General features: G+C 59.8%; 16 protein-coding genes. 4 read left to right on the top strand and 12 right to left on the bottom strand.

All coding sequences use genetic code 11. The features are described from left to right. From ACJ8QI_RS08800 to ACJ8QI_RS08780, 5 genes are all read right to left on the bottom strand, one after another. Positions 1-1,284 (bottom strand): Gfo/Idh/MocA family protein, encoded by a 1,284-nt coding sequence (locus ACJ8QI_RS08800; RefSeq protein WP_142109963.1) that lies wholly within the window; start codon positions 1,282-1,284, stop codon positions 1-3. A gap of 19 nt (positions 1,285-1,303) precedes the next feature. Further along, positions 1,304-2,416: an ABC transporter ATP-binding protein gene (locus tag ACJ8QI_RS08795; protein ID WP_442532388.1), complete on the bottom strand. Its 1,113-nt coding sequence runs from the start codon at positions 2,414-2,416 to the stop codon at positions 1,304-1,306. Between the two features lie 21 nt (positions 2,417-2,437). Further along, entirely contained in the window at positions 2,438-3,256 is an 819-nt protein-coding gene (locus ACJ8QI_RS08790) for a carbohydrate ABC transporter permease (protein WP_004938251.1), read from the bottom strand. A gap of 10 nt (positions 3,257-3,266) precedes the next feature. Next, complete coding sequence (locus tag ACJ8QI_RS08785; RefSeq protein WP_047730640.1) at positions 3,267-4,208, bottom strand: carbohydrate ABC transporter permease; 942 nt, start codon at positions 4,206-4,208, stop codon at positions 3,267-3,269. A gap of 78 nt (positions 4,209-4,286) precedes the next feature. Continuing rightward, complete coding sequence (locus ACJ8QI_RS08780) at positions 4,287-5,540, bottom strand: ABC transporter substrate-binding protein (RefSeq protein WP_089186029.1); 1,254 nt, start codon at positions 5,538-5,540, stop codon at positions 4,287-4,289. 465 nt (positions 5,541-6,005) lie between these two features. On the opposite strand from ACJ8QI_RS08780, the gene ACJ8QI_RS08775 reads away from it, so the two are divergent. The 4 genes from ACJ8QI_RS08775 to ACJ8QI_RS08760 all read left to right on the top strand — a co-directional run bounded on the left by ACJ8QI_RS08775 (position 6,006) and on the right by ACJ8QI_RS08760 (position 11,227). Then, the gene (locus tag ACJ8QI_RS08775; protein ID WP_442532387.1) at positions 6,006-7,676 is read left to right on the top strand and encodes a DUF4091 domain-containing protein; all 1,671 of its coding nucleotides are present in this window, start codon (positions 6,006-6,008) and stop codon (positions 7,674-7,676) included. Between the two features lie 155 nt (positions 7,677-7,831). Beyond that, the gene (gene olsF, locus ACJ8QI_RS08770) at positions 7,832-9,553 is read left to right on the top strand and encodes an ornithine lipid synthase OlsF (RefSeq protein ID WP_049199741.1); all 1,722 of its coding nucleotides are present in this window, start codon (positions 7,832-7,834) and stop codon (positions 9,551-9,553) included. Positions 9,554-9,654: 101 nt separating this feature from the next. Beyond that, positions 9,655-10,437 carry an N-formylglutamate amidohydrolase gene (locus ACJ8QI_RS08765; RefSeq protein ID WP_084827747.1) on the top strand — a complete coding sequence of 261 codons (783 nt, stop codon included), beginning with the start codon at positions 9,655-9,657 and terminating at the stop codon, positions 10,435-10,437. 76 nt (positions 10,438-10,513) lie between these two features. Further along, positions 10,514-11,227 (top strand): flagellar brake protein, encoded by a 714-nt coding sequence (locus tag ACJ8QI_RS08760; protein WP_049199733.1) that lies wholly within the window; start codon positions 10,514-10,516, stop codon positions 11,225-11,227. Between the two features lie 60 nt (positions 11,228-11,287). Here ACJ8QI_RS08760 and ACJ8QI_RS08755 read toward each other — a convergent pair whose 3' ends face one another. The 7 genes from ACJ8QI_RS08755 to ACJ8QI_RS08725 all read right to left on the bottom strand — a co-directional run bounded on the left by ACJ8QI_RS08755 (position 11,288) and on the right by ACJ8QI_RS08725 (position 23,539). After that, positions 11,288-12,715: a hypothetical protein gene (locus ACJ8QI_RS08755; RefSeq protein WP_141959338.1), complete on the bottom strand. Its 1,428-nt coding sequence runs from the start codon at positions 12,713-12,715 to the stop codon at positions 11,288-11,290. Continuing rightward, on the bottom strand, positions 12,696-14,603 hold the full coding sequence (locus ACJ8QI_RS08750; RefSeq protein ID WP_442532386.1) for a hypothetical protein: 1,908 nt from the start codon (positions 14,601-14,603) through the stop codon (positions 12,696-12,698). The genes ACJ8QI_RS08755 and ACJ8QI_RS08750 overlap by 20 nt, the downstream gene beginning before the upstream one ends. A gap of 9 nt (positions 14,604-14,612) precedes the next feature. Beyond that, the gene (locus ACJ8QI_RS08745) at positions 14,613-16,271 is read right to left on the bottom strand and encodes a hypothetical protein (RefSeq protein WP_442532385.1); all 1,659 of its coding nucleotides are present in this window, start codon (positions 16,269-16,271) and stop codon (positions 14,613-14,615) included. 13 nt (positions 16,272-16,284) lie between these two features. Next, positions 16,285-18,051 carry a hypothetical protein gene (locus ACJ8QI_RS08740; protein ID WP_442532384.1) on the bottom strand — a complete coding sequence of 589 codons (1,767 nt, stop codon included), beginning with the start codon at positions 18,049-18,051 and terminating at the stop codon, positions 16,285-16,287. A 128-nt stretch (positions 18,052-18,179) separates the two neighbouring features. Then, positions 18,180-20,336 (bottom strand): hypothetical protein, encoded by a 2,157-nt coding sequence (locus ACJ8QI_RS08735; RefSeq protein ID WP_442532383.1) that lies wholly within the window; start codon positions 20,334-20,336, stop codon positions 18,180-18,182. Positions 20,337-20,357: 21 nt separating this feature from the next. After that, positions 20,358-21,788 carry a hypothetical protein gene (locus ACJ8QI_RS08730; RefSeq protein ID WP_060439866.1) on the bottom strand — a complete coding sequence of 477 codons (1,431 nt, stop codon included), beginning with the start codon at positions 21,786-21,788 and terminating at the stop codon, positions 20,358-20,360. Further along, positions 21,785-23,539 (bottom strand): hypothetical protein, encoded by a 1,755-nt coding sequence (locus ACJ8QI_RS08725; protein WP_442532382.1) that lies wholly within the window; start codon positions 23,537-23,539, stop codon positions 21,785-21,787. Before ACJ8QI_RS08725 ends, ACJ8QI_RS08730 begins: the two co-directional genes overlap by 4 nt. Between the last annotated feature and the right edge of the window lie 3 nt (positions 23,540-23,542).

Below are 23,542 nucleotides of genomic sequence, written 5' to 3'. Positions count from 1 at the left end.
TCAGGCTCCGTTCAGGGCGATCACCGCCGCTTCGCGGCGCGCGCGTTCGGCGGCGAACACCATCAGGTGGCTCTCCAGCGCTTCCGCCGGGCCGGCCAACACCTGGCTCGGATCGTTGGTGCGAATGGCCGCGATAAAGTGCTGCATCAGGTAGTAGTCGCCGCCGCCGTGGCCGGCCATGGCGTGCAGATCCTGGCCGGCGTCGGTGTCGTAATGCGTTTCGCCGTCGTCGAGGAACGAGGTGATGCGGATATGGCGGCCGTCGCCTTCCAGGCAGCCGCGGCTGCCGAAGATGCGGGTGTGGCGATCTTCGTGGCGGGTAAAGGCCGTCATGGTGAACGACGCGGTGCGGCCGCCGGCGAACTGCATGTTGACCACCTGATGATCGACCACGTTATTGTCGCAGCGGTAAACGCAGCGGCCGTAGGGCCCGTCGCGCAGCGCCGCCCGCAGCGTCGTCTGGTCAGGTTCTGGCGTCAACACGCGCAGAAAGCCGGGCGTGGCCTTGTGGTCGTCGCCCAGATAGATGCGTTTGGCGGAATAGGGGCAGGACGCCTCCACCGCGCAATCCAGGCAGTTGTCCGCCGCGCCGGCCGGTTGGTTTTCCCGGCGGAAGTGGCGCAGGTTGCCGAAGGAGCTGACCTGTTCGCAGGGCTGCTCCATCACGTAGCGGATCCAATCGATGTCGTGGCAGGATTTCTGCAGCAGCATAAAGGCGGCCTGCCGATCGTTGCGCCAGTTGCCGCGCACGAAGGAGTGCGCCTGATGCCAGTAGCCGACCGGCTCCAGGTGTTGCAGGCTGACGATGTCGCCGATCGCGCCGTCGCGCAGCAGCTGCTTGAGCTTTTGGGTATAGCGGGTGTAGCGCAGCACGTGGCCGACCGAGAAGATCAGCTTTTGGCGCACCACCTCGGCGACGATGGCGCGGCACTCGTCGGCGTCCGGCGACAGCGGCTTTTCCAGCAGCATGGCGTAGCCCTGGCGGGCGAAGGCCAGCGCCGGTTCCAGGTGCATCTGATCCTGAGTGCAGATCAGCACCGCGTCGGCCAGCTTGCCGGCATCGGCGGCCTGGCGCCAGTCGGTGAAGACGTTTTCCGGTGCGATGGCGTGCTGCGCCACGAACTGCTCGCGGTAGGCGTCGCGCGGTTCCGCCACCGCCACCACCTGCATCAAATCGGGGTGCGCCAGCGCATAGCGCGAGTAGATTTCACCGCGCGCGCCGGCGCCGACCACCAGTACCTGCACCGGGCGCTGGGCAACGTTGTTGGGTTGTGTTGACGACATTGCTGATACTCCGCTGTTGTTATTTGAGGTTTTGGCCGCTGAGCTCGTCGAACAAATGTGCGCGCGTCAGATCGAATGCCAGATGAATGTTTTCGCCGAGGCGCGGTTCCCAATCCGGCAGCGATGCCATGCGCAGCACGAAGCGCAGGTCGGCCAGTTCGCAGTGCAACAGCTCTTCGTTGCCCATGCGCTCGATAGTGACGATCTGCGCCGGGAAACAGTTGGCGCTGCCGGGCGTGCACAGCCGCAGGGACTCCGGCCGGATACCGAGGCACACCCGCGCATGCGGATAGTCCGCCAACTGCCGTTGCAGCGCCGGCGGCAGCTCGAGCGGGTGCTGCAGGCCGATGCGCAGCCGCACCGTTTGGCCGTCGCGCACGATCGCCAGATCGTGCAGGTTCATCGACGGGCTGCCGATAAACTCGGCGACGAAACGGTTGGCGGGGTGGTGATACAGGTTGATCGGTTTATCCACCTGCATGATGGCGCCGCGGTTCATCACGCAAATGCGATCGCCCATGGTCATCGCTTCGACCTGATCGTGGGTGACGTACACCATGGTGGCGGCGGCGCCTTCCTGCTTCAGCTGATTGTGCAGTTCGATCAGCTGCACGCGCATCGACACTCGCAGCTTGGCGTCGAGGTTGGACAGCGGCTCATCGAACAGGAACACTTTGGGTTTGCGCACGATGGCGCGGCCGACCGCCACCCGCTGGCACTGGCCGCCCGAGAGCTGGCCCGGCTTGCGCTGCAGCAGGTTGGTGATCTCCAGCTTTTCCGCCGCGTCGCGCACCCGGCGGTCGATCTCGGCCTTGCTCTCTTTGCCGATCAGGCCGAACGCCATGTTCTTGTACACCGTCATGTGCGGGTACAGCGCATAGTTCTGGAACACCATGGCGACGCCGCGATCCTTCGGCATGCTGTCGTTGACGCAGCGATCGTGGATCAGGATCTGCCCCTCGCTGACGCTCTCCAGCCCGGCGATCATCCGCAGCAGGGTGGATTTGGCGCAGCCGGACGGGCCGACGAACACCATAAATTCCCCGTCCTCAATGTCCAGATTGACGCCGTGCAGCGCGTGGAAACCGTTGGGGTAGACTTTTTTAACGCTGTTTAACTGAATTCCGGCCATGTCATTTACCTTGTCTGCGCGTTAGCCTTTCACCCCGGCGCTGGCGATGCCCTGGATGAAATAGCGTTGGAAAATAATGAACAGCATCAGCATCGGGATCACCGCCATCAGCGCCCCGGCCATCAGCAACGGGTATTCCACCCCGGCGCGGCTGGAGAGCGAGGCGAGGCCAACCGGCAGCGTCAGCTTCTCGGTGGTGGTATTGACGATCAGCGGCCACATCAGGTTGTTCCAGCTCCACAGGCCGTTGATGATGACGCAGGCGATAATGCCCGGCCGGATCAGCGGCAGCATGATGCGCCAGAAGATGGCGAAGTAGCTGTAGCCGTCGATCAGCGCCGCTTCCTCCATCTCCTTCGGCACCGCCAGAAAGAACTGGCGCAGCAGGAAGGTGGCGTAGACGCTGAAAATGCCCGGCAGCACCAGCCCGGTGATGCTGTTGACCAGCCCCAGCTTCTGTACCACCAGAAATTGCGGGATCAGAAACGCCTGGCCGGGCACCATCAGGATCGACACGCACACCAGGAACACCGCGTCGCGGCCGCGAAAATGCAGGCGCGAGAAGCCATAGGCGGCCAGGGTGGCGATCGCCATCTGCAGGGTGACGGTGAAGAAGGTCGCCAGCAGCGAGTTGAGATAAAAACCGGCGAACGGGATTTCGTGCATCACCCGGCCGTAGGCCTGCAGGCTGGGGTGCGCCGGCAGCAGCGTCAGCGGGATCTGGATGCTCTCGGCCTGGGTTTTCAGCGAGGTCACCAGCATCCAGATAAAGGGCACGACCGAGGCCAGCGCCGCCAGCCCCATAAACAGGTACACCAGCGTTTTCTTGCTTGCGTTCATGTGCAGCTCCTCAGCTGACTTTCAGGCGCTTGCCGATCGCCATTTGAATCAGGGTGATCACCAGCGTGACGGCGAACAGCACCACGGTGATGGCGGAGGCGTAGCCTTTTTCCTGCAGGTAAAACGCGTACTTGTAGAACAGGTTGGTGACGGTCATCACGTCGTTTTCCACCAGCGCGCGGTCGAACATCAGGAACACCACGTCGAAGATTTGCAGGATCTCGATAAAGCTCATCACCGACACGAAGAACAGCGTCGGCACCATCATCGGCAGCGTAATGCAGAAAAAGCGCCGCAGGGTGCCGATGCCGTCGATATCCGCCGCCTCGTACAGCTGGCGCGGAATACTCTGCAGCCCGGCCAGCAAAATGATGATCTTCAGCGCCAGCGACGACCAGATGATGATGATGGACACGCTGATGCGCACCACGTCCGGATCGGACAGCCAGGCGACCGGCGCAATGTGCAGCAGGCCCAGCGCCTGGTTGATCAGGCCGAAATCCTTGTTGAACAGCCATTGCCACACCATGGCCACCGCCGCGGGCATGGTGACCGCCGGCAGGAACAGCAGGGTGCGCAGCAGGCCTTTGCCGCGGATGTTCTGGTTGAGGCCGATCGCCAACAGCAGCGACAGGCTCAGGCTGATCGGTACGCACACCACCACGTAGAACAGGGTGTTGGCGGCGGCGGTGTAGAAGTCGTCGTCTTCGAACAGGTTGAGATAGTTATCGACGCTGATGCTGCTCCAGCGCATGAACTGGTTCAGATCGGTAAAGCTGTAAAAAATGTTCTGCAAAAAGGGGATCAGGTAAAACACCGTGACCCCTAACAGCAGCGGCAGGATCATCACCCAGCCCCAGAAGCGTTCGGCGCGTTCGAGCCGATTGAGCGCGGGGCGGGCGGTGCGCCGGGATGATTTCAGGGTGACCGTAGCCGTTTCTGCCAGTGACATGTTGCCATTCCTCACCTATCACTTTCAGCGTGGGTCCACCGCGGCGCACACTCGGGGTAGCGCGCCGCGGCGGGGCGATTACTGCTCCATGACGCGCGCGATCTTCTTGACCGACTTGTCCATTTCCTGCTTGGCGTCCGCGCCCATAAAGATTTTCTTCAGGCTGGCGATCCACATGTTCTGCCATTTCGGCGTATTGGTGCCGGCGGTGGGGTAAGCCTGGGTCACTTCAAGGGTCTGGATATAAGGCGAGACGTCGACTTTCTGGATCTGCTGCGCCCAGACCTTGGCCGCCGTCTTGTTGGCCGGGATCACCACCTTGGCCAGCTCCGCCTGCGAGGCTTCGCTGCTCATGAAGGCGATATATTTCCAGGCGGCCTGTTTGTGGGCGCTTTTGGCCGACATGGCGAAGGCCAGGCTGTGCGCTACGCCGGACTGGCGTTCAATTTTCGGCATCATTACCACGCCGATGTGATCGTTGATCAGTGGGTTGTTGGCGAACGGCGCCGCCAGCCAGGAACCGGCATAGACCATCGCGGCGCGGTTGGACTGGAAGATGTTCTCGGTTTTGACTTCGCTCATTTGCTGGGCGCTCGGCATCAGGCCGTCTTTCATCATGCCCTGCAGCTGCTGGTAGACCCAGATGGATTTGTCGTTGGCGATGTCGGTGGGTTGGCCGTCTTTCGGTACGATGTGATTGCCGTTTTGGAACAGCAGGTTCATATAGCTGTCCTGGCCGTCGATGCTGAGATCCATCACCAGCGGGAAGGCGGCGCCTTTCAGCCCGCTTTTCAGGGCGGTGGCTTTGTTTTTCAGATCGTCCCAGCTCCAGTCGCTGGTGGGGTAGCTGACGCCGGCCTGATCGAACAGTTTTTTGTTGTACCACACGGCGATGGAGTCGACGTCGCGCGGAATGGCCATCTGTTGGCCGTCGTACTGGTAGGCTTTCACCGAACTGGCGACCACGTCGTCCAGCTTAAGGCCGCTGTCCTTAATATAAGGCGCCAGCGGCTCCATAATGCCGTTTTTGGCGTATTGCACAAAATAAGGCATATTGATCCAGAATATATCCGGCGCCACGCCGCCGGCGGCGGCAGAATCCAACTTAACGAAATATTGCGCAGAGGGCGTTAATTCTATTTCTATTTTTATATCCGGATTGGCCTGTTCAAAGCGTTTGGCGATCTCCTGTTCGGCAGGTAATTGGTTTCTGTCCCAAACGGCATAGCGTAATGTTATTTTATCTGCAGCGTGGAGCAGGGTGGGTAATAATAATGCGCTGGCAAGAATAGAGTGCGCCAGCAGGCGTCCGGTATTTTTTATCGGTGACATTGCTTTCCCCTCGGTGAGCGACGAATAACGTTTTTCGCAACGTAAATTCTTTCTATCCCTTAACTTTCAATGTGTCAATACACCCCCGGATGCCCAAAAATGGGGCGAGAATGTTTCACTGTTGTTAAAATCGAAAGGCTTTCACGGCCAAGTGAAAGGTATGTTTGTTCACATTTCGTTAACCCGATGATGGGTTTTCTCCCTGCTGTCGCGGCATTTAGCGGCCCTCGCAGGCATAGGAATAACTGATAACCCTTGCACCATAATGGGGATTAAAAACATTTTTATTGTGCAAGCATCAGCTTCTTTCATTTTTGTGATGCAAATAAACAAAAAAATCGGGTCGCGGCAGTCAAAGAAGGGTATGGGAACGATTTTTATTACCGGCTATTGTCTGTGGCGATAAAAGGCGCTAGCCTGAATTTCACCGTGTTTATTCATTAAAAATAAAGAGGGCCGAACATCATGCGCCTGTCTCTGGTATTTACTCATTGCCTGGAGAAAGTATTTCATCGCCACAGCGTGCCACCTATTTCCGTGGAGGAACGGCTGAGCGGGTTAAATAACGAGGTGCTTTCCTGGCAGGCGGTGTATTGTTTGCAAACGCCCGGCAACGAAACCCGCCATGAGCTGTGTTATCAACTCGATGGGCCGCTGGCGGAGTATATCAGCGTGCGCCAGGTGCAATCGGTGCCGAGCGGTTTTCCCTGTTATCGCGAGACCGACGAGAATTACCTGACGACCGAGCCGGGGTTATTTCCCGATCCGCTGATGCCGCTGCCGCAACGGCGTTTTTTCGCCGCCTGCCGCTATTATGGCAGCCTGTGGCTGACCCTGACGCCGCCGGCCGATGCGCAACTGGCCGGCGACTTTCCGTTGACCCTGCGGCTGCTGGATGCCCAGAGCGGCGAGGCGCTGGCCGAGGCCACGCTGACGCTGCATCTGGTGCCGGCGGCGTTGCCGCCGCAAACGCTGTTGCACACCGAGTGGCTGCACACCGACTGCCTGGCGGATTACTACCGTCTGGCGGTGTTCAGCCCGGATTATTGGCGCGCAGTGCGCCACTTTGTGCGCTGTGCGGTGCGCGCCGGGGTCAATATGCTGCTGACGCCGCTGTTTACGCCGCCGCTGGATACCGCCGTCGGCGGCGAACGCACCACGGTGCAGCTGGTGAGGGTGACGCGTTCGGCGCAGGGGTATGGCTTCGATTTCAGCCGCCTGGCGCAGTGGGTGGCGCTGGCGCAGGAAGAGGGCATCGAGCACTTCGAAATCGCGCCGCTGTTTACCCAATGGGGCGCGGCGCATGCGCCGAAGATCGTGGTGGAGGAGCAGGGCGAGGCGCGACCGCTTTTCGGCTGGCACACCGATGCGCAGGGCGAACCGTATCAGCGTTTCCTGCAGGCGCTGCTGCCCGAATTGACCGCCTGGTTCCGCGAACGGGGGCTGGAACGGCAGGTGTGGTTCCATGTTTCCGATGAGCCGACGCTGGACAACCTGGCGGCCTATCGGCGCGTCGCCGCCGCGCTGCGGCCGCTGCTGGACGGCTTCCGCACCTTCGACGCGCTGTCGGATTTCGCTTTCTATCAGCAAGGCCTGGTGGAAACCCCGGTCGCCGCGACCGATCATATCGATCCCTTTATCGAACACCGGGTGCCCGGCCTGTGGGCCTATTACTGCTGCGTGCAGAAAACCGAGGTCGCCAATCGGTTCTTCGCCCAGCCTTCGGCGCGCAACCGCATATTGGGCGTGCAGCTGTATCTGTACCGCATTGCCGGCTTCCTGCATTGGGGATTCAACTTCTATAACAGCGCCCATTCGCGCGAGCGCATCAATCCGTACGCGGTGACCGACAGCGGCCATGCGTTTCCCTCCGGCGATCCGTTCGTGGTCTATCCGGGCGAGGATCTGCAGCCGGTGGAGTCGCTGCGCCTGCGGGTGCTGCACCAGGGGCTGCAGGACATGCGTGCGCTGCAGCTGCTGGAGAGTCTGACCGACCGGGCGACGGTGGAGACGCTGATCGAACGCGAGCTGGGCATGCGCATCACCTTCAAGCGTTATCCGCACCAGGCCGGGCCGCTGCTGCGCCTGCGAGAAGCGGTGAACCGCCGCATCGAAGCGTTGCTGGCGCCGATGTGAGGGGCAATGGGGGCGAAAATGCGTCTTTCGCTCCCAAATCGCCATTACTTTGCTATACCTGATAGTCGATGGATTCATTTTATTGTCATGTAACTGACACGTCAGAGTCACGGCTCTGGCTTAAGTTTGCAGCGACTACGTCAGGAGATAACGCGATGTTCAGCCTGGATTCTCTGTTGCAAGATGCATTTCCACACCGCAATACCCCTGCCTGGCAGCGCAGCCTGCTAAGAACCCTTCTCTTCGAAAAAGAATTCAAACAGTTCGCCGCCGACTATCCCCACCTGAAAGGGCTTGATCTGATCGAGCAGGTGGTGGACTACTTCAACCTCAGCTGCGAGCTGGTGGACGGCGATCTGGAAAACATTCCGAGCCAGGGGCCGGTGGTGCTCGTGGCCAATCACCCGATCGGTTCGCTCGACGGCCTGGTGCTGCTGCGCGCCGTCGCGGCGGTGCGCCCGGATGTGAAAGTGGTGGCCAGCCAGCTGCTGACCTACATCGAACCGCTGCGCAACCTGTTCGTGCCGGTGGATAACGTCGCTTATAAAACCAGCCGCAAGCAGATTGAAGGCATGCAGCAGCAGCTGGACAATCAGGGCGCGCTGATCCTGTTCCCGGCAGGCGAAGTGTCGCGTATGAGCCCGAAGGGCATCCGCGACGGCCACTGGCATACCGGCTTTCTGCGCCTGGCCGCCAAGGCGCGCGCGCCGATCGTGCCTATTCATATCAGCGCGCGCAACAGCAACCTGTTCTACTTTACCTCGCTGGTCTACCGGCCGCTGTCGACGCTGTTGCTGGTGCGGGAAATGTTCCAGCAGCGGGGCGGGCGCATCAAGATCCGCATCGGCGGCCGCGTGCCGTTCGCCAACTGGCATGACGGTCACACCAGCGCCAAGGATCTGGCGGAGCGTTTTCGCCGCCATGTGTATCGCCTGGGCCAGGGCAAGCCGGGGCTGTTCGCCAGCGAATCGCCGATCGCGCTGCCGGAAGAGCGTTTGGAGCTGAAAAAAGCGCTGGCGAACTGCGAACGCTTGGGGGTGACGCCGGACGGTAAAACCATCTACCTCTACCGCCGCCACGATGAAGCACGCACGCCGATCCTGCGTGAGCTGGGGCGCCTGCGCGAGATCGCCTTCCGTGCGGTAGGGGAAGGCTCCGGCCGCCGCCGCGATCTGGACAGCTACGACGACGACTATTATCACCTGGTGCTGTGGGATGAGGAGGAGCTGGAGATCGTCGGCGCCTATCGCTTTATCCCCACCGCCGAACAAATCGAACGCAAAGGGCTGGAAAGCATCTACAGCAATAGCCTGTTCCACTACGACCGCGATATGGAACCGATCCTGGCGCAGGGCATCGAGCTGGGGCGCAGCTTCATTCAGCCCGCCTATTGGGGCAAACGCGGGCTGGACTATTTGTGGCTGGGCATCGGCGCCTACCTGTCGAAATACCCGCAGTACCGTTATCTGTTCGGCCCGGTGTCGATCTCCGGCGGCATGCCGCTGGCGGCGCGCGATCTGCTGATCGCCTTCTATCGGCTCTACTTCTCGCCGGATCATGCCTTCGCGCAGTCGCGCCGGCCTTATCCGGCGTCGCTGCCGCAGGTGCTGGCGCAGTTTGCCGGGGACAACTACCAGGAAGATCTGGTGCGGCTGAAGAGCCTGCTCAGCAACATCGGCTGTTCGATCCCGACGCTCTACAAACAGTACACCGAGCTGTGCGAGCCGGGCGGGGTGCAGTTTATCGACTTCGGCACCGATCCGGCGTTCAACAACTGCATCGATGGGCTGGTGCTGGTGGACACCACGCGGCTCAAGCCGTCGCGCTATCAGCGTTATATCGCGGTGCACCAGCCACAGCCAGCCGAGACGGCATGATTGTAGTCTGACTCATGCCTTTTTGATCTAAGCACGACCTTGGGGCCGGCGACGGGATAGCGCTACGATAAACGTTTTGCTTTCCACCGCCGGAGCCTTGCATGCCTCACTCGTTTATCCCGCCGTTATTGTCCGCCGATGAACCCTCTGCCGCCGCCGTTGAAATCCCGCATGGCAAAGCGCCATTTTTGCTGCTGTGCGATCACGCCGGCAAGGCGATACCGCAAGCCCTCGGCGATCTCGGCTTACCGCCCGGAGAGATCGAACGCCACATCGGCTGGGATATCGGCGCGCTGAGCGTGTCGCGCCATCTAAGCCGCCAGCTGGACGCAACGCTGATCCATCAGCGCTATTCGCGGTTGGTGATCGACTGCAACCGGGCGCCCGGCATCGCCAGCTCGATCCCGCACTTGTCCGAGCTGACGCCGATCCCCGGCAATATCGGTATCGACGCCGAACACGCGCTGGCGCGCGAGCGCGAGGTGTTTTTGCCGTATCACCACGCCATTGACGATCATTTAGGGCAACGTCAACTGCGTGAACTGCCGACGGCGGTGATCGCCATGCACAGCTTTACGCCAGTGTTCAAGGGGGAATCGCGCCCCTGGCAGGTGGGGCTGTTGTTTAACCGCTACCCGGAGTTTGCCCATCTGCTGGCCGAGCTGCTGCGCGAAGAGGGGGATTTGCAGGTGGGCATCAACGAACCTTATGCGATGACGGACGCCACCGACTATACGTTGCCGGTTCATGCGGAACGCCGCGGTTTGCCTTATGTCGGCATCGAAATTCGCCAGGATCTGATCGCCGACGAACGCGGGCAGCAGGCGTGGGCGAAACGTTTCGCGCGCCTGTTGCCGCAGGCCTGGCAACGCTGGCAAATTTGACTTTAGGAATATTCCCAGAGATGATAACCGTAAGGAATACGTAAGACGTCATTAGAAAAAAAGTCAGGAGAGACGTGTGGAGCACAGCGATAACGGACTGTTTATCAAACGGGAGCGTTTTGAAGTTCTGGCGATTCTGCGTGAAATTTGCAAACAACGCACGCCGCTGCGCGTAGAAAATCAGCAGCACCGGTTTCAAAGTCTGTTATTGAGCGTCGGGCCGGACAATATCGTGTTTAGCGGTGAGGAAGCCGCGAGCGCCATCGACGGCGCCTGCACCATCGTGATTGAAAGCAACGACGCCAAAATCGAGTTTTCCGTCGGCCAGGCGGAGCTGACCGAACATCAGGGCGTCCAGGCCTGCTCGACCCGTCTGCCGCAGGAGCTGGTCTATATTCAGCGCCGTCGCCAGTTCCGCATCACCACGCCGCACTGGCGTCAATTCTTCTGCACCGGCGAATACCCGGACGGTACGCCTTATGAGCTGCGGATCCACGATCTGTCCGCCGGCGGCGTCGGTTTGCGCTTCGACGGCCCGCTGCCGGAATTCTTCCAGCCGGGTTTGCAGTTCAAGAAAGCGCTGCTGGATCTGGGCAGCTACGGCAGCTTCAAGGTCAACATGGAGCTGGTGGTGGTCAACGACGATCAGGAAACTGACGACAACGATCAGGTGGTACACTTCTCGCGCCTGTCATGCCGCTTCCTCAAGCTGGGGCTGGCGATGGAGCGCAAAATCCAGAGCGCGGTGTTCGCCTTCGAGCTGGATTTCAACAAAAAGAAAAAACGCTGATCCTCTGTTCCGGCGCGTCGGGCTGGATGCCGCCCGGCCGCGCCGCCATTCTCTCCCCGTTCAGGGGACGTAAATAATCTCGAAGCTGGACGTATTGTCGTAGGAGGACTTTTTGCCGCCGTCGACGTAGATAATCTGCAAATCGTAGTGATACACCAGCTTCTTGTCCGGATGCAGGATCAGTTCCAGCACGGAAATCTTCACGTTAACCGATTGAACGGGGTGCTCCTTGTCCAGCTCAATGGTCTGATTGTCGATGCTGACCAGCATGCGCTTGATCGGCCGCGGCCCGGCGGGATCGTAGGCGCCGGCATCGCTGCGGAATTCCACGGTCTTATTGATGTCCGCCGGTGCGGATTGCTTGATGAAATCCGGCAGCCTGTTCTGGTATTTGGCGTCCAGCGCCAGCGCCACGGGCAGATTATCCGGGTTGAAGCCGGTGAACTGCACCGCCAGATACCCCTTGAGCAGCAGGTTTTGCGGCGACCGATCGAAGAAGGCATCCCAAATCAATCCAAATTGGCTGGCGGGCAGCGTGAATGAATCCACGATGCCGCTCTGCAGATTGATCAGCGCGTTTTTTTCCTCCGTTTTGCCGTCCGGCAGCCCCAGCAGCAGCGTCAGGGTGTCCGCGTTGGCGAACGGTGCCAGCTTGCCGTCCGGTTGCATCTGCGTGAACTGTGCGGTGGCGTCGCCGATGCGCGCCTGATTGACCTTGGGTGACAGGAAATAGTCGAACGTCACCTCGACATCGTTGAGCGAGGTTGCGTGCGGCGCTGCAGAAAACGAGATAGACAGCATCGGTTTGTCGTCGTCGGCGGCGTTGGTCGCCAGCAGGAAAGTATCCGGCAGGTAATAAAGATAGTTTTTTCGTACATAGTCCTGATAGTAGTTGTACCACAGATGCCCGAAGGCCAGCGGCGTGAGGATCAGCTGCAGGCGCGGTGGCGGCGGCAGGATGCCCTGATAGATATAGGGATAGTAGTTCTCGGCGAAGTAGAAGACTTTCGGCGAGGTGATGGTGTTGAGGAGCCCGTTATCGGTGACGATGGCGACCACCAGCGTGGTTTGCGAGTCATAATCCGACAGCGCTCGCAGCAGCGCGTCACGCTGTTCCAGGCGGTCCAGGTCGAGCTGGGCGCGGTAGCGGGTCGGCGGGACGTCCAGCAAAACCTGTTCGAAGATCATTTCTTCAACCTTGCCGAAAGTGCTGAAGGTCAGCACCACGTAGGGCACCTGCTGAACGGCGCGGCTGAGCGCGAAATCCACCGTCATATGCCAGCGCGTACCGTCACTGCTGGTGGCGATGCGATAGCGCGTCTCTCCCGAGACGACTTCGGTACAAACATCGGCCTGCAGTTCGTCGGCCACCGGCGCGGGCGCGGCGCGGTAGCGCAGACGGGGGGCTTCGGCGTCGGGAAACTGTTCGCGCGCGTTGTCCAAAATGACCTTGTTCAGCGTCACCAGATCATTGAGAAAGATGTTCATAGCGATCCTCCAGGGAAGAAAGGCGTGCCAGATGTCTGAACTGGTTCAGGCAGGCGGAAGTCCAAAGAAAATGACCGTCGTGACGGCGATAGAGCGGGCTTTCGTCGTTGGTCGCCGGCAAGCGCCAGGCGGCCAGCGCATCGATCGCCGGTGCAAGCTGCGGCACCCCTTGCCGCCTGGCGTATTCCAGCGTACTCAGCCACTCATGCGGGTGGGCATAATAGGGCGTTAACGCGTTGAGGCGGTTGTAATCGCCGTCGCTCCAGCTCACCGCCTGATTCAGCATTTGGATAATGCGCGGATAGGCCGGCGGCGGGCTGCCGTGAGCGGCGGTCAACGTATGGATTAAAATCAGCGCGTTGGTATTCACGCAGCAGTCCAGTTGCGTGATGTCGCCGTCGTCTTTCATCCAGGTGTGAAAGGCGTAACACTCGGCCCAGGGATAGGGCGTCGTCTTCAGCCGCCGTTCGACGCGCTGTACCTGATAAGCCTGCATCTGCGCCAGCGTCTGTCTGGCTTGCGCCAACGAGCGCCGATGAAATCGATACAAGAGCTCAGTGATAATGGCGGTATCGTCGATGTCAGCGTCGATCCGCTGGCCCGCCATCCAGGCGGGGTGCTTGCCGGCAGGCCAAAAATGGAAGTGGTGCGGGCGGCTCTCGCAACCGAGCAAGAAGTCGAGCGCCAGTTCGATATGGGGCGCGGTCTGGGCGGTATAATCCAGCGTGCGCAGCACCTGGGCGGTGACAAAAGCATTTTCATCCTTGTGCCAGCGGCCATCCGGCGTTCTGACATGAGAGGGAAAGGCGCCGCTGGCACACTGCTGCGCCAACAGCTCCGCCAACGGCAATGGCACACGCGGTGCCGTTTCGCGCGCTTTGCATGGCAGGATTTCGAAATGCGCGTTTTGCGGGCTGAACGTGCAGCTGACGCTGTGATTGCCCTGGCGATCGCAGGAAAAGCCGACGACGTTGTACTGCAACGGAACCTGTTCGCTCACCGCGCGGTTAAGCAGCGGCATGGCTTGATCGGGCGCCAGCAGCGCGGTGATGCCGTCGAAAACGTGGCGGTTGTCGCCGAAAAAACTTGCCGCCATGGCGAACAGTGTAAAACTCTCCAGATTGCCGTCCGGCGCGTATCCCAGACTGAATCCGTAGGTGGTCGGGGGGAAGTCCCGCCTGTCCTGCTGCCGCAGCGCGCGGTCCAGCAGCGGCATCAGGGCGGAAAAACGGCTTTCTCCCTCGAACAGCCGCATGACGGAGAGGATATCGTCACGCGTGATCCGCGCACTGTGCCACTGGTAGTAATATTCGCGCGGAGAGTCGGCAGATTCCGGGTAATACCCCACCATCAGCAGCATCAATCCCGCCGCGCGGCGGGCCTCGGCGGTGAGCGGCCCTTGCAAGCCATCGGGTGCGGCCGCCATGTCCGCGGGGATTTCAACGTAGACCTTGGTTTTGATGGCGTCCGGGGCGTATTTTCGCCCCAGCCAGGCACCGAAACGCAGCGGCTGAACGCTTGCACATTGCATACGTCGCACCGCCTCCAGGCTGTTGGCGGGATCGGCGAGCGGGGCCGCGGTGATCGCCTCACAGTGTCGGGCAAAGGCGGCGGCGCTGCGGCGCTGCGCATAGCGCGGTAAAAAGGGATCCAGCGTGCAGGCGAGCCCCTGCGGTTTGGCCGACGACACGGTGAACTCCAGCGGGCTGCCGTTATAACCGAGCAGGCTGGTGGTAAACGCGACGGACAAACCGCCGGGCGTCGCCTTCGTCCGGCTGAAGCGGGCGACGTCCGGGGCCAGCGTGTTTTGCAAATGGGGCGCTTCCTTGCACAGGGCGTTGACCAGGGCGTTCCATGCCGCGGGTAACACTGCGTTGCGATCGATCATGGTGCTCACCTAAACCAGGTTGGGGATGACGATCGCCGGCGGGTTTTCGCTGCCGCTGCGTTCGACGGTTTCCCCGCCAACCAGGAAGTAGATCAGTGTGTAATTGACCGCCCAGGGCTTCTCCGTCAGACAGCGGTATTTGAACGTTTGGCTCTCGTGCGCGCCTTGCGTAAAGGTATATTTCTTGGTCTTGCGGCTTCCTTTGTCGTCCTGATAGCTCAGCTCCACCATGACCTGGTTACAGTTTTCCCACGAGAATTTGCGGTCGAGGAAGATACTGATCTCGTTGAAAGACAGCACCGAGCCGGGATCCATGTTCAGCAGGGTCGAGGCCGATTTGGACTGCGGCTGATAGCTACTGCTGCCTTCCCAGCCCGAGGAGGCTGCGGATTTGAACGCGAATTCGCTGGTGATATGGAACAACTCGTTCTTATCGCTGCTGCGGGCAATGCGTTTGGTCCATGTCCCGTCATCGTTGGTGAAAGGCGCGCCGGTATAAACCTGGTTGTTGTAACGGATGTTGAAAGTGGCGGCCTTGATACCGTACTCCTCGAAGCTGTCCGGCCCGAGCACGGTCAAATCCAGCTGTTGGAAGAACGGATCGTTGACGTTGACCTGAATAAAGTAGGGCGCGGTTTTCTGGGCGTGCAGGATATCGCTGCCGATGAAGTTTTGCGGCACGGCGGACTGGCTGAGGGCTTTCGACGAGGTGTAGTTGAAGTTCAGGCTTTTGGTTTCCTCGATCCGCACCAGCTTGATCTCCAGCGAAGCGCTGGGGAACAGGCCGCCTTTGCCGGTTTCTTCGCCTTCTTTCTTGTCGCTGGCGATCAGCGAATCCAGAATGGCGTCGCTGGCGGATTTCGCCTGCGGGTTGCTGTCGTCGTTAGGTTTGAGCGTGGCGCTGAAAAAGCTTTTCAAGATCTCTTCCTTGACGAACTGCAGTGCCCACTCTTTCTCTTTGGCCTCTTCGTCGCCCGGCATGCTTTCGGTGACCTTGATCACCAGTTTCTGATCCTGCTGCAGTTTTTTGATGACGCTGTCGAAGCCCAGCCAGAAGCTGGCCGGCGTCTCAACCGGAATGGGAATGTTGGCGCCGAATTTCAGATCGAATTCTTTGTAGATGCTTTCGAACTGTGCGGTCACTTCGACCTTCAGCGCCGGCGTGATGCCGGTGAAGCTGAGGTTATAGGCGACGGCGGCCGGCGCCTTGGCCTGGGTGAACGCGGCTTCGAGGATCACCGCCTGGGACGGCGTCAGCTTGGCGCTGAAAATGGCGCTGTTGTTGCCGAACAGGCTGGGGCAAGGGGCGCTGATCAGCTCACCGTTGGTGGCGCCCGCGTCGAGCACGAAGAAGTTCACCGTGCCTTTATCATACGGCACCTGGGCCTTGCGGGCATTCTTGGGATCAACGTTCAGTTTGCGCAGATAGTCGTTGAAGGCACGGTTCAACACCGCTTCGTCGATCGCCGTATTGACCTCGAAGTTGATGTATCCCCCTTGCGGATCGCTGGCGTCGCCGGTGTATTTGATCAGCGAAAACACCGGTTCGCCCGACTTCTGCGCAATGTGGATATCACCGGGCAGATACCAGAACTGGTTATCGTCTGAATCGTCGGCGAAGAAGGTGATGTTGTTGATGGTGGCGGTTTTGGCTCTGAGTAATAACATGGCGTTTCCTTAGTTAACTGAGGGTGGCGAGATCGAGAGCGTTGGCGTCGGTCGAGCACTGCACGTTTTCGGGCCGATCGCCGCCTTCGCCGGGTTGATAGGTAAACCAGATATCCAGACAGACGCTCATCTGCTCCGGATCAAGCTGATCGGCGCTGAAACAGCGCGGGGCGGCATCGGATTCGGTAAATTGAAACACCTGCTGCAGCGTTTCCGCCGGCGTGCAGGCGTAGCTGGCGGAAACGATGACCATTTCCACCCGGCGCCAGTCCATGTCGGCCGACAGCGTCAGCACGCGCTGGCGATACAGGGTCGAGAACAGGTAGACGTCCTGACCGGTCGGTTCTTGCAACTCGGCGGAAATATGCGGTGAGTTGACGGCGGCGCTGTAGGTTTTGTCGACGTCGAATTGGTATTCGTCCGGCTCCGGCAGCATGACCGGGTAGTGGGCTCGCGGGCTGGTCTGGTCAAGTTGGAAGCTGCGCGACACGCTGCTGTTCGGCTGTTGCCGGTGGCGATAGCGCAGCGTGACCAGCACGGATTGATAGCGCTGCCAGTCAAACTGTTGCGCTGCTTCGATCGCGAAATCATAGCGGCCGTAGAGCGACTCGACGTCCAGAAAGACCTCGCTCATCTCCGTTTGCAGGCTGCCGGAGCTGACCGAAGTCACGCCGCCTATCGACTGGTTGAAGTACACGGTGAAGTCATACTCGACCGGCCACAGCATTTTTCCCGTTTTCGGGTCGATCAGGCTGGGTTCCTTAAACGGTTTGGGCCCGAAGTCGTCGCGGGTAAATTTCAGCTGTCGGCTGTTTGAGCCATAGCGCAACCGGGCCGTCACCAGCAGGATATTGGCGTCAAGCGCATCCGACAGCAGGCTGACCCGCACCTCGCGATAGGCGAAAAAGTCATCCTGCAGATCGCGTTTGACGATCGCGCGATCGGCCTGATAGTCCGTGCCGTTGACCAACTGGGCGAACAGGGCCTGCGGATAGAGCGAACGCTGCACGACGGTGGTTTCGCTGATCTTGCCGCTCAGGCGGCGTTGATCGATGTTTTCAACCGAGACCTGTTGCAGATAAAAGCCGGCTTTGGGGCTTGTCTGCTGCGGTTCGTTGGCGATAACCGGCGTGAAGAACTGGCTGGTGAGGATCTGCGTCAGTTCGGCGGCCGCCTGCGCCATATGGCCGTCGGGATCGGTGTCCCTGACTTTGACGGTGACGATTTTCTCGCTGATCAACTGGGCGGATGTCTGCTCGATACCGACGCTAAAGATCAGCAGGTTAAAGCCTATCGAGCGCTGCAGGTAACGGTAAACCTGGTCCCAGTTGGCTTCCAGCTCGAAGGTGGCCGGCGGCAGTTGCTGCAGGTAGTCGATTTTGTAACTGACGGCGATCGGCGTCGAGGCCGGCGTGCGCATCAGGCTTGCCAGCAGCAGGATATCGTCGTTGTTGTCCAGTTTGGCGGACAGGTAGCAATATTGCTGGTCGCTCAGCGAGGTTTTGCTGGTCTGCCCGGGGATAAGATCGGGGATATTCAGCGTCGCGCTGCAGGCGATCGCCTGCAGCGGCAATAAGATCGCATCGCGCGGTATATCCGGGCTGGCGTCGGCGGCGCGTTGCGCCGCGTCGGGCGAACTGGCCAACTGGGTCTGCAACGACAGCGTGGCGTAGTAAAGATCGTCCGGTTGGTTGAGGTTTCTGAAAATTTGCAGTTGGACATCGGGTTGATTGCCTGCGGTGACCTGCACGCTCGGCGCGGCGGCACAGTAGTAATACACGGGCCGATCCGGGTCCGCTCGAATAAAACAGATGTCTTGCATGATTACCTGATCGCGCATAGCGGCAACCCCACGTCATCAGAGAGGGAGCCGGAGCAAGGCGTGCTTGCTCCGGCGGAGACCGGCCGTCAGAAGGTCACGACCACGATGGTGCTGGTGCCCGTGATCGGCTTGGTGACGGTTTTCTCCTGGTTATCGCCGTAATAGACCGTGGCGGTGTAGCTGATCTGCGGCTCGTTGCCTTTCTCTTGCTGCATCAGGTTGAATGTCAGGTACTGCGTGAGTGACTTGGTGTCGAACTCGGTTAACGCAATGGGCTGCGTCTGCGAGAAGTCCCATTTCGGGTAGTTCACCGTCATCTCGAAGGTGATCAGCGAAACGTCTTTTTGCGACGGTTTGAAGATGATGGTGTATTTCTGCTGCTTCGGCAGGGCGTTGGCGATCAGGATCTGATTGCCGCGTGTTTCGCCATAGCCGGGCAGCTGCGGGTTGCTTTCCACGCCCGGCGGGAGGTAGGTCAGGCTGTCGCCGTCCAGCGCATAGTAGTCGGCCGAATAATAAAGCGGCTTTTCCACGTTGGTGCCGATCGGATAAATAAACGGCACCGGCGGGTTCTTGTCGCTGATCACCTGGGTGTATTGCTTGAGCGGCACGCTGTGCTCTTTGTCTTCGTACTGGGTCTTGACCACGACCTGGCTGAAGACCTCCCAGCCCAGCGGGTTGAGCAGGGTGGAGATATCTGCGTAGACGATGCCGCTTTGCGCCGCGTTGATGGTGACCACCAGATCGTCTTTGACCTGGATGTCCCCAGACAGGTAAGGCCTGGCCTGCATGCCGGTGAAGTTGACGGTGTAATGATAACGGTAGGCGCGGCCGAGCTCGGGTTTGATAAACCACTTGTCGGTTTTCTTCGGCCCCGGATCCTTCGGCGTAAAGGTCAGCGTGCTCTTGAGATCGTCGTCGTATATCGCGGTGACCACGATATTGGCGATGTCATACTTGGCCATGTCTTCGGTGACGAAGAACTCCGGCTGGATGTACTGATAGAACGGGTCGTGGAGATCATACTCTTTGAAGTACTGATCCAAATCGGCTTCGCCGACGATTGAGCGTATCGACGGCAGCTGAGTTTGCGGGTAAATGGTGGAGGACACCACGGCGTTCTCTTCATATTCGCGGGTGAAGCTCAGAGTTTGCGAGATTTTGGACTGGAATTTTTCGAAGCTGCCGGCGTCGTTCAGCAAATTGAGACTCATGTCGATGCCGGTTTGGCTGCTCAGGATCTGCTCGACCTGCTGTTGCCCCCAGTTCCGCAGACTTTCCTTCCATTTATCATAGGCGGCGGGTTCCATGCCCATTTCTTGCGCCGTCAACCCGATCCGCACGTCCACCTTGATCGCTTCCTTGGCGTAAAACTCCTGCTCGATCTTTTTCTCGTCGGCCGACCAGGTGTGGTAGTTGATGGTTTGCGCTACGGACTTGGCCTGCTCGCTGTTGTAGGTGACGATCACTTTGGCCGCCGACATGGAGGCATCCAGGGAGAGGTCGAAGCGCACGCCGACGCTGGCGTTTTTATCGGTGCCTTTCAGCACCTGTTCAAACAGCGTGGCGCCTTCCCCGGTCAGCGACAGGCTGAACACGGTATTGTTGTCGCCGAGGCCGGAGGGGGACAGCGGCGTTGGGATCTGGCGATAGAACTTATCGTTGCCGTCGAGGATCAGCATGGCCTGCGCCGAGGTGTAGCGCGGCTGCATCAGTTCGATTTTTGCAGCGTCCGCCGGCATCAGTTCGCTGAGGAATTGATCGTCGCCCTTGTTGCCGTCGTAGAGCGCGACAAACCGGTTGAGCTGTTCATCGCTCAGGCCGGTATTCTTCTGCGCCTGGTCCATCGCGGTCTTCTTGGTGTTGTTTTCCGGGTCCGCTTCATAGGCCTGTTTTGCCTTGATGTAGTCGACAATGAGCTTGGATTTTTTATCCAGCGGGCCGTCTTTTCTGCCAAGGCCGTTATACAGCTGCAGGCGGATGCGGTCTTTCATTTCCGCATTCGGCTGCGGCAGCTGCACGGTGAATAGCGCGTAGCCGCCTTGCGTATCTTCGCTGCGGTATTTGTAAAACATAAAGCTCGGCGTATTGGTATCCCGTTTGGCAAACACCGGGATCTCCGGCACCACATAGAAGATATCCTTGCTGTCGCTGTCGCCGTAGCAGGTATACGCGTATTCCTTGACGCCCAAATACTCGGTGACGTCGATTTTTATCGATTGCTGCAAAGCGGTGGTTAACATAGGGCGGTCCTCTTGTTTATGTCACTTGTGGTATTGCAGTTTGATGGGGCCGGTGGTGGCCTGCAGGGGGCCGGAGTCGTAGTTTTTGGGGAATAGCGCCGCCGTTTTCCCTTGCCAGCGATAGTCCACCCGGCCGTTGAGGCCGGCGGCATGGGCGTTGATCCACCAGATGGCCTGCCACTGCGCGGCGGAAAAGGCGAAGGTGAAGTTTTGTTTCTTGCCCTGGCCCGCCGGGAGATAGCTGGCGCTGCCGGAGATCGTTTTGAATTCGGACTTCAGAGACTCGGCGTCGAACAGCAGGCTATAGAAACCCACATCCTGCGGCGTCAGCGCGATGGCGTTCTGCCACGCCAGCCGGCTCTCGAAGCTGGTGTAATCGGCGAAGGTCACCTTGAGTGCGATATCGCTCACCGCCGCTGTCGTTTCCAGCGTCACTGGCGGGAAGCTGGGCCACGCCATCGGCGCCTGTTGATCTGCCCAGCGCAGCTCTATTGCCATGATATTGAAGCCTTTCGGATCAAATCCCAGGCTGACGGTGCAGCGTTGAGGCTCGATCGGCTTATCCGGCCTGCTGGGTTCCGGCAGGGGCGTAGCGGTAAAGGAGATGATGCCGTCGGCCGGCAGCCGATTCAGCAGTTCGGCAATGTCGCGTTGCTGCTCCAGCAGATAGCGCTGGGGCACGGTGTCGTCGTATTCGATTTGGTAATTCAGCTTGTTGGGGATTTGTTCTGGCGACGAGATATTGCGTAGCGTGTTGGCGATCAACAGTGAGGCGGTGTTTACCAACGCCTGGCGAACGCGAGCTTGCGTCTGCTCTGAAGGCGCATTGTCGAACTGCGCTTGCACAATGACGACGCCGGCGTCGATTTGTTGGTTCAGCAGCCTGGCGATCGCTTCCGGTTGCCGCGCCTGCTCGTTGAAGGCCAGGGTGACAAACGCGACCCAATCGGCCTGCAAACGGGCATTGACGCGGCTGTCGACGCTGAACCGGCTGCGGGTGAGAAAATAGACCTGGTCTTTTGTTCCCTGGATCGCGCCCGCCAGCCGGCCAGACTCCTCATGGGTCAACGCCATTTTGGACTGTTCAAATTCGACGCTGTAGGCGGCAGCAGCCGGCCGCTGCGCGAAGTGCAGCCACAGCGATTGCTGGATCTCCTCCTGCTCCAGGGTGATGGTTTCCGGAGCGGGGACGAAATGGCGGCGGATATAGTCCTCGATCGCAGCCCTGTCGACCGGCAGCTTCGGTGCAATGAAGGTCGCCAGGCCGCCGCCGGGGCTGGTCAGCAAATGCAGCGAGCTGATCTTGCCGGCCGGCGTTTCCTGCACCACCTGCGGCGTATAGCTGCCGTAGGTGTAACAGCCGCTGGGGCGCGTTTGGTCGTGAAACGCCAGCGCGCGGTCAAGAAGAAAGAAGTTTTGCAACGTACGTTGCGGATCCAATTCGTCGGTCATGGTGTATCACCCTTGATATCGATCGTTTGGTCGCCGGTGACATAAGGCGACCAGGGGCCAGTGGGAGTCTTGTAGCGGAAGCCGGCGGCGAAAATGGAGGTGACGTTCCATTTGTAGACGAAGCTCGGCTGCGAATGCGTAAAAGTGCGCTCGCTGGTGCGCTCGCTGTCCTGCGGCTGAAAACTCAGTACGGCGCTGAGCGACTGCGGCGGCAGCCGAACGATGATCGTCACCTGCTGTGCGCCGAACTGCGGAAAACTGTAGGCGCCGATGGTGGCGTTTTGCACGATCGGGGCGGGTAACGGGACGGCGCCGTCGCCGGAAAGCGAATAGGCGGTCGCCTCGGCAAAAGTCGGGTCGCCCAGGATCGGTGCGCTGAAATAGGGCGCCGATGCGCTGAGCGCCCACGTTTGGCGCCAGTCGGCGGAGTAATAGGGGCCGCCAAGTCGGCTTTGCTGGGCGAACGTTGGGTCGAGATAAAGGGTCAGGAAGCGGCAAGGCAGCGCGGCGTAATCCAGTACCAGGTTATCCTCGTCGCAGCGACGTTGTTCGCCGGGCAACGTGCGGTAAACGCCGTCTTGCGGGTAATTCACGCGGATCTGGTAGAAAAACGGCTGTGCATCCAGCGCGCTGTTGTGAAACTTGAAGGTTAACCAGGTGCGGTCGGGGCGCAGCGCCAGCGTTTGCGTTTGCTCGATCGGGTAGATATTGCCGGGCGGTACGGTCAGCTGAATATCGATCGTAACGCCGGATTGCAGCCCCAGCGGGTAGGCGTAAAAGACGTTGATCTCTCGCTCTCCCGCCGGCAGCGGCGGTGCGGTGGTACGATGGATAATGGTATCCGGCGAAACTTTGGCGATCTGCTGCGCGGCGGCGAACGGATCCAACGTGAAGCAAAGTGGCCGCTGAGTCAGCGCGACATTGGCCAGATCGCACCGGGTCCGGCCGGTATGCGGGGGCGGCGTCAGAAGGATCTGCGCCACATTGCCGGCGGCGGGGCCGGCAGACGGCGCACCGTACAGGTTGTATAGCCGATCGAGCAAAGCCTGGCTGAGCAACAGATCCCCGGCCGGATCGTTCGCCGGTGGCGGTGGGTCGATGTCGAGCGGCAAGCGGGTGAGGTTGCGGCTGAGGTAGAGGGTCAGCCCGTCATAGGGAAAGACAATCCCGGTATCGCCCACGGCATGGGCACCTTCCACGCCGGCGGCCAGGGCCAGGATCAGCGCACGGGCATCAAATTCCACCCGGTAGGCCAGACGCGGCGATACGCCTTCGACGAAACCGTCCAGACGCGCGTTGAAGCCTATCGTCTCATCGAGCAGGGTGCGCTCGATCAACTGAGTGCTTGCCGCATTGAGCAGAATGATGAATTGACTGCACTGTGCCGAATACCAGGTGGTGTCGTAGTGCCGGCCGTACAGTTCGCTGTGGTAGTCGATAGGCACGTCGAATTCCAGGCTGCCCGGCAAGACCGGCAGCGCCTTCACCGCACAATCCGGATACTGTTGCTTGAATACCTGCAGGCTTTGTTCACCGGCGAACTGCAATTGCGTGGTGAAATTCAGCCAGCCGTAGAGGCTTTCGGTACTGTAGCTGCGCACGATATCCAGCGAGAAAGCCAACGGGTCGGCCACCAGAATGCTGAGCGCCTGCGGATATAAATAATAGGCGTCGTTTTGCCGATACGCGGCGACGAAACGTTGATCATCGCAGATAATAATGCGCTGGAAGTCGGGGTAGCCTTCATACATGAT

The sequence above is a fragment of the Serratia sp. CY84636 genome (assembly GCF_052166245.1).
GTDB classification, from domain to species: Bacteria; Pseudomonadota; Gammaproteobacteria; order Enterobacterales; family Enterobacteriaceae; genus Serratia; species Serratia nevei.
The sequence above is the reverse complement of the archived record's forward strand: the minus strand, read 5'-3'. Positions and strand labels throughout refer to the sequence as shown.